Below are 12,167 nucleotides of genomic sequence, written 5' to 3'. Positions count from 1 at the left end.
GTCCTCTTGTCTGCTCGTCGTCTCGTGGCTCTGTACGGCTGTCGCCGGCTCTACGCGGTAGGGGAAGGGCCCTGGCCGGCGCCGGAGGTCGCGCCGCGGTACCAGTACTCCAGGGTCAGGACGTGCCACAGGTGCTTCGAGTAGTCGTGGTGCCCGGCGGCGTCCTCGGCGACGAGCCGCCGCAGCGCGTCGCGCCGCAGCAGTCCGGAGCGGACCAGCTCGCCGTCGTGCACCACCTCGCGCACCAGCGGCGCCAGGTCCCGGCTCATCCACGCCCGCAGCGGGGCGCTGAACAGGCCCTTGGGCCGGTGGACGACCTCCCGGGGCAGGACCGAGGACGCCGCCTCCTTCAGGACCGCCTTGCCCCGCCGCCCGACGATCTTCCGGGAACCCGGCACCGCGAACGCCGCCCTCACCACCTCGACGTCCACGAACGGCACCCGCACCTCGGTCGACGCCGCCATGCTCGCCCGGTCCGTGTAGGCGAGGTTCAGACCCGGCAGGAACATCCGGGCGTCGCCCAGGCACATCCGGTTGACGAAGTCGTCCAGGTCGTTGTCCCGGTAGACGTCCGCGTGCTCGGCCAGCACGTCGTCGACCGTCCCGGCCAGGTCCGGATCGACCAGGTCGAGCAGCTCGGTCCGGTCGTACAGGGTGTAGCTCCGGCGGAACGCCGTCTCCTCCGGCAGCTCGGCGAAGGACAGGAACCGCTTCGCGAACCGCACCGACCGGTACCCCCGGCGGGCGGTCGCGACCGGCAGCCGGTCCACCGTGCCGGACACGGCCCGCCGCAGCGGCCGGGGCACCCGCTGGTAGCGCAGCGCCACCAGATTCGCCAGGTGCTTCCGGTAGCCGGCGAACAGCTCGTCCGCGCCCATCCCCGACAGCATCACCTTCACCCCGGCCTCCCGTGCCGCCGAGCAGATCAGGAAGGTGTTGATCGCCGCCGGATCCCCGATCGGCTCGTCCAGGTGGTACGTCATCCGGGGCAGCAGCTCCTGGACGTCCGGGGCGATCTCGATCTCGTGCAGCTCGACCCCGAACCGCTCCGCCACCTGCCGCGCGTAGCGCAGGTCGTCCGGCATCGCCTCGAACCGGGCGTCCTCGGCACGGAAGCCGATCGTGTAGGCGGAGATCCCCGGCCGGTCACGTGCGGCGAGCGCCGTCAGATAACTGGAGTCGAGACCGCCGGAGAGGAAGGTCGCCACCGGCACGTCGGACAGCAGGTGACGGCGGGTCGACTCCTCGACGACGGCCGCGAGATCGGGCAGTTCGCCCGCGAGGGCCCGGTCCCGGCCCTCGGCGGCGACCTCCCGCAGGTGCCAGAACCTGCCCCGCTCCACCCGCCCGTCCGGACGGCACCGCAGCCAGCTCCCCGGCGGCAGCTTCTCCGCCTCCCGGAACGCGCACCGCGAGTCCGGCACCCAGTAGTACAGCAGCGACGCCACCAGCGCCCCGTGGTCCACCTCCAGCGACCCGCCGCTCACCGCCGCCAGCGCCTTCAGCTCCGACGCGAACACCAACCCCTCGCCGCGCCGCAGCAGGAACAACGGCTTGATGCCCAACTGGTCGCGCGCCAGGACGAGTTCACCGCTGCGCTCGTCGAGGACGCCGAACGCGAACATGCCGCGCAGCCGGGGCAGGCAGTCCGTGCCCCACCGTCGCCACGCCTCCAGGAGCACCTCGGTGTCCGACGTCCCCCGGAACCGCACCCCGGCGGACGCCAGCTCCGCCCGCAGCTCCGGCGCGTTGTACAGCTCGCCGTTGTAGGTGAGGACGAGACCGTCCTTCTCCATCGGCTGGGCGCCCGTCTCCGACAGGTCGACCACGGACAGCCGGCGATGCCCCAGGTGCACCTCGCCGTCCCCGGCGCGCCCGCTGTACCGGCCCGACCCGTCCGGACCCCGGTGCGCCAGCGTCTCCGTGAGCCGGTCGGCCACGGCCTTCCCGTCCGGCCACCGGTACGTACCCGCGATGCCACACATCCCTACCGTGCCTCCTGGTCGCTGTCCGGCACCCGCGCCGCCCGCACCGGCAGCCGGTCCGTCCGCCACCGGCCTTCCCCCACCGCCTCACGGGCGGGCGAGGTGCCCCCGCCGTTCCGCGAAGCCGGCCGCGCGCCCGGCGCGCGCGCCGGCCCCGGGGCCTGCCCGTCCCACACCGTGCCGTCGGTCCGGTCCAGCGGATCGGGGTCCACGAGGACCACACCCACCACCGGGACCCGCTGGTCGGCGAGGTGCCGCGCCACGGCGTGCAGCCAGGCGACACTGCCGAACCCGGCCCGCACGAACAGCACCGCCCGGGCCCCGAGACGGGGCAGGTCCGTCCACGCCGCACCCGGCGCCACCGAACCGACACCGATCCGCCGCTCCCGGTGCGACAGCCCCGCTTCGCCCGCCCCGTCGACCACCACCGGATCCCCCGGGACCGGCCGCCGGCCCGCCAGCGGCAGCCCCGGCAGCCCGTCGAGCACCACCACCGGACCGTCCGCGCCCATCGCGCGGGCGAGGTCCAGCGCGACCGCCCCCGTCTCCCGCGCACAGCCCAGCTCCAGCAGCGCCACCGGCCCCGCAGCCCCGCGCACCGTCCGCGCCAGCGACCGGGTGAGCCGCTCCCGCGCCTCCCGCGTACGCCTCCGCCGCCACGGCCACGACCGGCGCGGCAGCTCCGCGACGACCGAGGCGCCGAGGTGCGCGGCGATCTCCCGGCGCAGCACGGGACGGTCCGCCACCACCGAGCCGACGGCCGCCACCGCCAGACCGAGCGCGAGCCCGAGGGCCAGCCCGATCGCCGCGTCGACGGCGACGGACTTCGGCAGCGAGTGCCGCACCGCGCGCGGAGCGTCCACGATCTGCGTACCGGCGACCAGACGTGGGGTGCCGACCCGGGCCTGCGCCGCACGCTGGTCGAAGTCCGAGATGCGCGACGTGAGTTCGGCCCGACGGGCGAAGAGCGACTCCATGCCCGCCGACTCCGCGGGGGCCTTCTCGCGCGCCCCCTCGGCGATCGCCCCGTTGACGCGGGCGAGCTCCTCCCGCATGCGGTCGCGCTGGTCCAGCAGCGCCTTCGCCTCGGCGTCCGCCGTCTCCCGCAGCCGCCGCACGTGGTCGGCGACGAACGCCTCGGCCAGCGCCCCGGCACGGGCCACCGCCTCCGCCTCGGTCGCGCCCGAGACCGTGATCTCCATCAGGTTGTTGGTGAGCCCGAGCCCCTCGTACTCCTCCATGAAGTCCTCGGGCCTCACGGGGGAGCCCAGCGACCGCAGCGCCTCGCCCGCGATCCGCGTGGTGTGCAGCAACGCGACATCGGTGCGGATCAGCGTGCCCGGATCGTTCGGCTGGTCCTCCTGGTGCGCCACGAGCACCTTCGCCGTCGCCGTCGGCGGCGGCACGAGCACCAGCGCGAGCAACGCCCCCGCGAGCAGCCCGAACAGCGCCAGCGAGGACCACAGCCCGCGCCGCCTGCGCACCGCCGCCAGCAGTGTCTGCAGGTCGATCAGCGGAGCGCCGACCGCCGGCTCCTCCTCCGTGCGCGCCGTCACCGGCCACCCCCCTCCGGCCGGCCCCGTACCGCCCCCGCGACGACGAGGCCGACGACCTCCTGCCGGGCGTCCGCGCACGCCCCCGCGATGCCGGCCAGCTCGCCCGACGTCCAGCTGCCCGGGCTGACGACGACCACGACGCCCGACTCGCCGTCCCGGTCCGGCAGCAGCGGATGCGACACCGTCACCCCCACGAGCCGCGGCGCCGGGCGGCCCTCGTCCGGGGAGGAGGCGCTCCCGGCCTCGGCGACCAGCTCCCCGGCGGCCCGGCGCGCGATCTCGTCACCGTCCGGGACCACGACGAGGAGCCGGCCGGCGGCCGGCATCCGGTCCCGGAGCCGGGCGTACACCCGCCGGTACCGGATTCGCCGCCCCGAGGGGTCGCCCGACGCCCTCGGCACCGGCACGTCCCAGCGGACGTCCAGCCCGAGCAGCCGACGGAGCCACGCCCCGGGGCCGCGTGCCCCGGGACGGACCGCGGGACGCCCGCCCGGCACGTCGACGGAGCCGACCGGCACCGCGCCCAGCGCGGCCGCGATCTCCGCCTCGGTACGCGGCCGGCGGCTCATCCGCGCGGCGGCGAGGTGCCCGAGGACCGCGATCAGGAAGAACGCCACCGCCCCTCCGGCGACGAGGTGCACCCGGGTGGGCGGCGCCTCCCCGGCGGGCCGGACCGCCGCCCCCATCACCACCATCGCGACCTTCCCCGCCCGCCCGGCCGCCGGGTCCGTCTCGTCCAGCTTGGTCATGGCGTCGCGCAGCGCCGTACGCAGCTTCTCCAGCTCCGTACGGGCCTGCACGCTCTCCACCGTCCGCCCCGGGTCGGCGGCGCCGGCCAGCTCGGTGATGCGGCGGCTCGCCGTCTCCACCGACTTCCGCAGCGCCTCCAGCCGCGTCTCCGCCTCCGGATCGGCGTTCCCGCCGCCCACCCGGGTCGCGAAGGCGACGAACTCCCGCGCCGCCGTGTCGGAGAGCCGCTGCGCCCCGGTCGCGGTGTCGGCGGTGCCCGAGATCCTGATGATGTTCCCCTCGGCCACCTCCGCGGTGATCCGCTCGCGCAGCTCGACGCGGTCCGCGCCGCTCCGGCCGAGCGAGGCGGCCACCCGGTCGACCACGACCGAACTGGTCGCGATCTGCGCCTGCGTCATCAGCTCCCGCTCCTCCCACGACCCCGGCAGCAGCACCGACACCGAGGTCGTGTAGCGCGGCGGCAGCAGCAGGGACGCACCGTGCCCGAGCAGCGCGCCCGCCAGCGCGAGCACGGCGAGTAGCCGCCATCGGCGACGGAGGATCCGCCCCACGCTGACCAGGCGTATGGTGTCGTCGCTCAACGGCGCGGCCCCGTCCCCGCCCGGCCCCGGGCGCCGGCCGACAACGCGGCGGCGTAGGCGTCGAGCAGTGCGCGCTGGGAGTTCCGCCAGGCCAGCGGCCCGCCGATCCGCTCCTGGCCCGCCTTCCCCATCAGGGCCCGCTTCTCCGGGTCGTCGAGGAGCAGCGCGACGAGCCGCGCGAACGCGGACTCGTCGTTCGCCGGCGCGTACACGGCCGCGTCACCGGCCGAGACCCGCGCCTCCTTCAGGTCGAAGGAGACGATCGGCCGGCCCATCACCATGTACTCCAGGACCTTGTTCATCGTCGAGACGTCGTTGAGCGGATTGCGCGGGTCGGGGGAGAGGCACACGTCCGCGGTCGACAGGTAGCGCACCAGATCCGCGTTCGGCACCCGGCCGGTGAACTCCACCCGGTCCGCGAGCCCCAGCCGCCGCGACAGCTCCACCATCGCGTCGAAGGTGTCCCCGCCGCCCACGAACACCGCGTGCCAGTCGGTGCGCCCCAGCTCGTCGCGGAGCCTCGCCAGCGCCCGCAGCGCGTAGTCGACGCCGTCCTGCGGCCCCATCACCCCGAGGTAGCACAGCAGATGGGGCTTGCCGCGCTTCAGCTCCGGTTCCGGCGGCACGGGACGGAACCGTGCCGTGTCGGGCGCGCTGCGCACCACGAACACGTCCTCCGCGCGCCGGCCGCCACGGCTCACGGCGACGTCCCGGTAGCTCTCGTTCGTGGCCAGCACCACGTCCGCCGCCCGGTAGGTCATCCGCTCCAGCGCGCACACCGCCCGGTACAGCAGGTCCTCGCCGCGGTCGAACCGTGACAGGTACAGCTCGGGCACCAGGTCGTGCTGGTCGAAGACGAACCGCGCCCCGCGCCGCTTCAGCCACCGTGCCGGCAGGAACAGCAGGTCGGGCGGGTTGCAGGCGTGGACGACGTCGACCGGCCCGACCTTCCGGGCCAGCCGGAGCGTGTGCCAGAGGGCGGAGCCGTACTCCCGCAGATAGCCGGCCGGCCCGCCGGTGGCCGCGCGCAGCGGATAGCGGTGGATCCGCACCCCGTCGATCACCGCCTCGCGCTCCGTGTCCCGCTTGCCGCCCGCGGGGCAGATGACGTGCACCTCCCAGCCCGCCTCCCGGAGCGTCAGGCACTCCTGCCACACCCGCCGGTCGAACGGCACCGACAGGTTCTCCACCAGGATCAGCGCGCGCCGGCCGTGCCGGACACCGCCGGTCTCGTCACCAAGCAAGGCCCACGTACCCGGGTTCGGCCCGGCGCGCGTCGGCGTCGGGGAGGCGGACGAGGTCGATGATCAGCGGACCGCTCCCGTGCGGCAGTGCCGCGAGGACGGCCGGATCCCTGGTCCCGACCAGGCACACCTCGGCGTGGTCGAGCACCTCGTCGACGGTGTCGGCGAGCAGCTGCGCCAGGTGCGGCAGCCGGTTCTCGATGTACTCGCGGTTCGCGCCGAGCAGCCGGGACAGGTTCACGTTCGCGTCGTGGATCCGCAGGTCGTACCCCTTGCCGAAGAGCCGTTCCGCCAGTTCGACGAGCGGGCTCTCGCGCAGGTCGTCGGTGCCGGGCTTGAACGACAGCCCGAAGAGGCCCACGCGCCGCTTCCCGGTCCGCTCGACCAGCTCGACCGCCCGCTGGAGGTGGTCGGCGTTGGAGACCAGGACGTGCGAGAGGATCGGCACCGACACGTCGGCCCGCCGCGCCGCGTGCACCAGGCTGCGCAGGTCCTTGGGCAGGCACGAGCCGCCGAACGCGAAGCCGGGCCGCAGATAGGCGGGACTGATGTTCAGCTTCCGGTCGGCCAGGAACACGTCCATCACCTGGTGCGAGTCCACGCCGAGCGCCTGGCACACCGCGCCCAGCTCGTTCGCGAAGCCGATCTTGAGGCCGTGGAAGGCGTTGTCGGCGTACTTGATCGCCTCGGCCGTCGGCACCGGCACCCGGAACACCGGCCCGGGCAGCCCGTCGTACAGGGACTCCACGACGTCGCCGCTGTCCGCGTCGAGTTCGCCGATGACGGTCTTCGGCGGGTCGAAGAAGTCCCGCACGCTCGTGCCCTCGCGCAGGAACTCCGGATTCACCGCCACCCCGACGTCCACGCCCACGGTGCCGCCGACGCGCTTCTCCAGGAGCGGCACCAGCAGGTTCAGGCAGGTGCCCGGCAGCATGGTGCTCCGGTACACCACGGTGTGCCGACCGCCCCGCTCGGCCAGGGCCGCGCCGATCTCCTCGGTGACCCGCTCCAGGTACGTCGTGCACAGACTGCCGTTGGCCTCCGACGGCGTCCCCACGCACACCAGCGACACGTCGCTGCCCGCGATCGCCTCCCGGGCGTCGGTGGTGGCGCGCAGCGCCCCCGAGGCGACGACCTCGGCGACCAGCTCGCCGATCCCCTCCTCGACGACGGGCGCCCGGCCGCCGTTCACCAGGTCGACCTTCACCGGGTTCACGTCCACCCCGATGACCTCGTGCCCCAGACTGGCCAGGCACGCGGCCGACACGCAGCCCACGTAACCGAGCCCGAACACGCTCACCCTCATGACCCGCTCCTCCCCCCGGGCAGGCCCTCGCGGCCCGCCCTCCACCCAGCCCCGGATCCGCCGACCAACCCCACTAATAAGCTCCCTGACCGTGTATCACCGCGCGAAGGGTCTTCCAGAGGATCACCGTGTCCAGTGCGAGCGACCAGTCCTCCACGTACCGCAGGTCGAGCCGCACGGCCTCCTCCCACGACAGGTCGCTGCGCCCGCTGATCTGCCACAGGCCGGTCAGCCCGGGCTTCACCAGCAGCCGCCGACGGATGTCCGGGCTGTACGCGGCGGACTCCTCCGGCAGCGGTGGCCGCGGGCCCACCAGCGACATCGATCCGGCCAGTACGTTGACGAGCTGCGGGAGTTCGTCGAGCGAGTACCGGCGCAGCACCGCGCCGACCCGCGTCACCCGCGGGTCCCGGCGCATCTTGAACAGCGGCCCCGCCCCTTCGTTCCGCCCGGCCAGCTCGTCGCGCGCCCGGTGGGCCCCGGGGACCATGGTCCGGAACTTCAGGATCATGAACTCCCGGCCGTCCTTGCCGACTCTGCGCTGCCGGTAGAGCACCCCGCCCCGGCTGTCGGCCAGCACGAGCAGTCCGACGACCAGCATCAACGGCGCCAGCAGGACCAGGAGCACCGCCGCGCCGAGCCGGTCGACGACCTCCTTGACGGCCCGTCGGCCCCCGGTGAACGCCGGCATGCTGACGCGCAGCAGCGGGATGCCGAGCACGGCGTCCACGTGCAGCCGCGGCCCGGCCACCTCCATCAGCACCGGGGCGACCACCATCTCGGCGTCGCTGCCCTCGAGGTTCCACGCGAGCCGCCGCAGCCGGCCCGGCGACCAGTGCGGGTCGGGGGTGACGGCGACGACCCGGAAGCCGTCGCGGTGCACGTGGTCGGCGACGTCCGCCAGCCGGCCCACGACCGGAACCCCGTCGAGCCGGCCCCCGTCGGGCCCGAGCCCGTCCGTCGTGCACACCGCGTCCACCCGCCATCCGAGGTGCGGGAACTGCCTGGTGCGGGTGATCAGATCGCGTACCGTCGCCGTGCTCCCGGCGGCGAGCACCGGCCGCAGACAGCGCCCTTCCTTCCGCTGCTTGTGCAGCCACAGCCGCAGCAGGTACCGCGCCGTCATCGTGACCAGCGCGATCGCGGGGATCGCGACGAAGATCCACAGTTTGATGTTGCGCGAGGTCAGGGCGATCCCGCCGAGCGCCAGGGCCACGGTCGCCATGAACAGCGAACGTCCGAGCCGCCGGAATTCCTCGGCGCCCTGCCCGAGCACCGCCGGCGCCCACGCCCGGCTCACCGCGAGCGCCCCCAGCACCAGGAGTTCGGTGCCGAAGGCCAGGATCCCCCACTTCTCGTGCCAGTCGGCCGCATCCCTGGCCCCGAAGAAGTCCCCTATCGTGCCCACCACGAGGGCGGTGGCCACCATGTCACCGGCGATCACGGTACGGCGGTACCGTTGTTCCCAGTCCATCGACGGCCGACTGATCTGCCCGTTCGCCAGGCGCTCACGCGCAGACGGAAACGGGCTGAGTAATCCCCCTTGCCGCACAGAACCCCCCAGGTCCCAGTGGTCGACGCGCTCGCCTTGCACTGTTCCTCAGCCCGGGGCGGCTCCCCACCGTCCCCGAATGGCACACAGGTTCACGAAGACCGACCGCGTTAGTCCGCCGCGATCAGCTGAAGCATGGTCAATCTAGAGCATGCGAACCGGGTTGGAGAGAGGGTGTGTGCAATTTGTGCGTAAGGTTTGAGCCGTCGTCCACCACCCCCTCGCAGGGCCGGTACGACCGCGCGTTCTCACCCGTCACATCAGTCACAAGCGCACCACGCGACGGCTCAACTGGTGCTCTCCGCAAGGACAATGACGAGACGTCAAGAACCGCTCCGTGTTGATCGGCGGCGACGAGTCGTGCGTGCGGTGGGGTGGAGGGCCGGGCCGTTCAGCCGAGTCCGCGGTGCGCCGCCCACAGCCCCGCGGCCCGAGTGGCGGCCTCGGAGACCAGGGCCGCGAGCCCGGGCTCGTCCGGGACCGGGAACGACACGTACGCGCCCCGCCCGCCGGCCACCGGTCGCCCGTATGCTTTCACGGCGAGGTGGCCGTCCGGGAGGAGTCGGACGTTGAGCGTGGTGAGGGTGAACTCCTCGCCGCGCCGGGTGTCGGTCCATCGGAGCGCTTCGGGAATCGTCACGTTGATCGCCAGTGCGCTTACTTCCAGGTCGCTGCTCATGCGGCGATCCTTTCATCCCGGGCCGCGAGCACCCCGTGGTGCCGCGTACCCTCGACGTCGCCGGGGGCGATCACGAGGGGCGGGCTCCATGCCGACATGCGGGGACGTGCGGGCCGATGGGCACGGCGCACGCGGGCGGTGCCTGCCCGAGCCCTGGATGTGCCGTGTCTTCCGCGTCGACGGCAGTCTGAGGGACGTCAGGGCCCTCGACGTGACCCGTGCCGAGTGGATCGCGGTCCTGGAACGGTTGCGCGTCGTCGCCGACGAGACGGAGGTGGAGCATCCCTACCCCCGGCTCGATCCGGTGCGGCCCGCCGTCGCCGAGCTCTTCCGGGCCTGGGCGGACGAGCCGGAGGGGGAGGGGACGTCGTTCGCGTTCCGGGCGCGCTTCGGCGCCGTGTGGTTCTTCGCGCTGCCCTGTGACGAGGAGGAGATCGAGTTCTCGTTCCGTCCCGACGACGTCGTCGACGCGGCGGGCGTGGACGACGTGCTGCGCTTCCTGGCCGAGGTGGCCGCCGCCTCCGGACGCCGGACGATCCTCACCGGTGAGACCGTCCGCTACGACACCGGCCTTCCGACGCTGGTCTCCCACGACCCGGCGACCGGTCGCACCGCCCACATCTGAACCGGTCCTCCGCCCGCCCGGCCCTCGGGAGCCGCCCTTCCTCTACGCCCTCTCTCCCGCCGCGAGCGCGTCGCCGGGCCCGGGGGGTCGGCCCTCCGGGGCCGGTCGCGTGCGGCGGGCTCCGTTCAGTACGGAGTCGAGCAGGCCGGGGAACAGCGCGTCCAAGTCGTCACGGCGCAGCCGCACCAGCCGCGACCGGCCCTGGATGGTCGTCCAGGTGACCCCGGCCTCGCGCAGCACCCGGTAGTGGTGGGACAACGTCGTCTGGTGGACGTCCAGTTCGGCGCCGATGGCGGTGCAGTTCTCCTCGCCGGTCGCGGCGAGCCGCTGGACGATCTCCAGCCGCACCGGATCGGCCAGGGCGCGCAGCACCTCCACCATGCGGATCGCCTCGGTCGCCGGCTGGGACACCTCGCGCATCGCCCCCCGCCCTTCTTCCGTGCGTCCGTCCGCCTGTCCGTGTCAGGCCCAGAGCCTATCATCCAGACATGGACACATGGACAAGCATCCATGTATTGCTTACAGTGCCGGTCATCCCCCTGCGGGGCACTCCGGAAAGGCGGACCGACCGTTGTTGAGACGACTCCTCCCCCTGGCCCTGGCGACGTTCGCCGTCGGCACCGACGGCTACGTCATCGCGGGCCTGCTCCCCTCCATCGCCACCGACCTCGGAGTGTCCACCCCCGCGGCCGGTCAGCTGGTGACCGTCTTCGCCTTGACGCTGGCGCTGTCGGCTCCGGTGGCGGGAGCCCTCACCAGCGGCCTGGACCGGCGGACGGCCCTGCTGATCGCCCTGGGCGTCTTCGTGATCGGCAACGCCGTCACCGCCCTGGGCACCACTTACGAGGTGGTGATGGCCTCCCGGATCGTCACCGCGGTGGGCGCGGCCACCATCACCTCCGCGGCCTCCAGCACGGCGGCGGCCCTCGCTCCGCCCGAACGCCGCGGCCGGGCCCTGGCCTTCGTGCTGGGCGGCCTGACCCTGGCGACCGCGCTGGGGCTGCCGCTCGGCACCCTGATCGGCCGCACAGACTGGCACCTCACCCTGTGGGCCGTCGCCGGGATCGGCCTGCTTGCGATGGCCGGCATCCTCGCCGGCCTTCCCCGGGTGACGCTTCCCGCCGCCTCCCTGCCCGACCGCCTGCGTCCGCTCGCGCAGGGCCGCGTACTGGCGCTGCTGGCCGTCACCTCCCTCGCCCTCCTCGGCGCCTACACCCTCTACACGTACATCGCCCCCGCCCTGAGGGGTGCCACCGGCGGCGACGAGTCGCTCCTGACCCTCGTCCTGCTGGCCTGGGGCGTCGGCGCCCTGGCCGGGAACATCGCCGCCGGCCGCCTCGTCGACCGCCACGACGCCGCCCGCGTCGTCACCGGCTCCCTCGCCCTCGCGGCCCTCGCCCTCGCCCTGACCCCGCTGGCGACCCGCGCCCTCGCGCCCACCCTGGTGTGGGCGGTGGTCTGGGGCGTGAGTGTCGGCATCGTCGTCGTCCCGCAGCAGCACCGCCTCATCGCCCTGAGCCCCGCCGCCGCGCCGGTCCTGCTCGGCCTCAACTCCTCCGCGCTCTACCTCGGCATCGCCCTCGGCGGAGGCCTCGGCGGGCTGGCGCAGGAGTGGTTCGGGCTCGCGCCGGCGCACCTCGGCCCGGTGGCCGCCGCCGTCACCGTCCTCACGCTCCTCTGGCACCTGAGGACCACCCGCAACCGTGCCACGTCCGCCGCCCTGACACCGGAACCGACGGCTGCCGGGCACGAGAAGTCCCCGGCGTGACGGTCCTCCGCCGTTCTCCGAGGTCGTTCTCCGAGTTCGTCCTCCGAGTCTGACCCCCGGGGGAGTCGCCGCCGGTGCCGTCGTCTCCCCGCCCGCTTCGGCGTGACCACGCGTCCCCGGC

At 73.9% G+C, this 12,167-nt stretch carries 10 protein-coding genes; 2 read left to right on the top strand and 8 right to left on the bottom strand.

Annotated features, from left to right (window positions below; all coding sequences use genetic code 11):
• Positions 1–50: 50 nt before the first annotated feature.
• From asnB to ACFZCF_RS18060, 7 genes are all read right to left on the bottom strand, one after another.
• Positions 51–1,985 carry an asparagine synthase (glutamine-hydrolyzing) gene (gene asnB / locus ACFZCF_RS18090; RefSeq protein WP_391287230.1) on the bottom strand — a complete coding sequence of 645 codons (1,935 nt, stop codon included), beginning with the start codon at positions 1,983–1,985 and terminating at the stop codon, positions 51–53.
• A 2-nt stretch (positions 1,986–1,987) separates the two neighbouring features.
• Entirely contained in the window at positions 1,988–3,541 is a 1,554-nt protein-coding gene (locus ACFZCF_RS18085; protein WP_391287229.1) for a Wzz/FepE/Etk N-terminal domain-containing protein, read from the bottom strand.
• Positions 3,538–4,872: a Wzz/FepE/Etk N-terminal domain-containing protein gene (locus ACFZCF_RS18080; RefSeq protein ID WP_391287228.1), complete on the bottom strand. Its 1,335-nt coding sequence runs from the start codon at positions 4,870–4,872 to the stop codon at positions 3,538–3,540. The genes ACFZCF_RS18085 and ACFZCF_RS18080 overlap by 4 nt, the downstream gene beginning before the upstream one ends.
• A complete protein-coding gene (locus ACFZCF_RS18075; protein ID WP_391287227.1) occupies positions 4,869–6,116 on the bottom strand; it encodes a glycosyltransferase in 1,248 nt (415 codons plus the stop codon). Before ACFZCF_RS18075 ends, ACFZCF_RS18080 begins: the two co-directional genes overlap by 4 nt.
• The gene (locus tag ACFZCF_RS18070; protein WP_388444091.1) at positions 6,106–7,422 is read right to left on the bottom strand and encodes a nucleotide sugar dehydrogenase; all 1,317 of its coding nucleotides are present in this window, start codon (positions 7,420–7,422) and stop codon (positions 6,106–6,108) included. The genes ACFZCF_RS18075 and ACFZCF_RS18070 overlap by 11 nt, the downstream gene beginning before the upstream one ends.
• A gap of 73 nt (positions 7,423–7,495) precedes the next feature.
• Positions 7,496–8,974 carry an exopolysaccharide biosynthesis polyprenyl glycosylphosphotransferase gene (locus ACFZCF_RS18065; protein WP_391287226.1) on the bottom strand — a complete coding sequence of 493 codons (1,479 nt, stop codon included), beginning with the start codon at positions 8,972–8,974 and terminating at the stop codon, positions 7,496–7,498.
• A gap of 391 nt (positions 8,975–9,365) precedes the next feature.
• A complete protein-coding gene (locus ACFZCF_RS18060) occupies positions 9,366–9,653 on the bottom strand; it encodes a hypothetical protein (protein ID WP_388444085.1) in 288 nt (95 codons plus the stop codon).
• A gap of 88 nt (positions 9,654–9,741) precedes the next feature.
• Here ACFZCF_RS18060 and ACFZCF_RS18055 point away from each other — a divergent pair, with 88 nt between their 5' ends.
• Entirely contained in the window at positions 9,742–10,278 is a 537-nt protein-coding gene (locus ACFZCF_RS18055; protein ID WP_391287225.1) for a hypothetical protein, read from the top strand.
• A gap of 42 nt (positions 10,279–10,320) precedes the next feature.
• On the opposite strand, the gene ACFZCF_RS18050 is transcribed toward ACFZCF_RS18055, so the two are convergent.
• Complete coding sequence (locus tag ACFZCF_RS18050) at positions 10,321–10,698, bottom strand: ArsR/SmtB family transcription factor (RefSeq protein ID WP_388444079.1); 378 nt, start codon at positions 10,696–10,698, stop codon at positions 10,321–10,323.
• A 151-nt stretch (positions 10,699–10,849) separates the two neighbouring features.
• Between ACFZCF_RS18050 and ACFZCF_RS18045 the strand changes: the two genes are divergently transcribed.
• Complete coding sequence (locus tag ACFZCF_RS18045) at positions 10,850–12,046, top strand: MFS transporter (RefSeq protein ID WP_391287224.1); 1,197 nt, start codon at positions 10,850–10,852, stop codon at positions 12,044–12,046.
• Positions 12,047–12,167: the final 121 nt, after the last annotated feature.

It is taken from the genome of Streptomyces sp. NPDC007945, from assembly GCF_042958885.1.
Classification (GTDB): domain Bacteria; phylum Actinomycetota; class Actinomycetes; order Streptomycetales; family Streptomycetaceae; genus Streptomyces.
This window is presented reverse-complemented; position numbering and strand designations above follow the sequence as displayed.

What these genes read in the sequence shown, in the direction of transcription:
- ACFZCF_RS18055 (WP_391287225.1), top strand. Translation starts at nt 9,742, where the DNA reads ATGCCGACATGCGGGGACGTGCGGGCCGATGGGCACGGCGCACGCGGG.
- asnB (WP_391287230.1), bottom strand. Translation starts at nt 1,985, where the DNA reads ATGTGTGGCATCGCGGGTACGTACCGGTGGCCGGACGGGAAGGCCGTG.
- ACFZCF_RS18050 (WP_388444079.1), bottom strand. Translation starts at nt 10,698, where the DNA reads ATGCGCGAGGTGTCCCAGCCGGCGACCGAGGCGATCCGCATGGTGGAG.
- ACFZCF_RS18070 (WP_388444091.1), bottom strand. Translation starts at nt 7,422, where the DNA reads ATGAGGGTGAGCGTGTTCGGGCTCGGTTACGTGGGCTGCGTGTCGGCC.
- ACFZCF_RS18060 (WP_388444085.1), bottom strand. Translation starts at nt 9,653, where the DNA reads ATGAGCAGCGACCTGGAAGTAAGCGCACTGGCGATCAACGTGACGATT.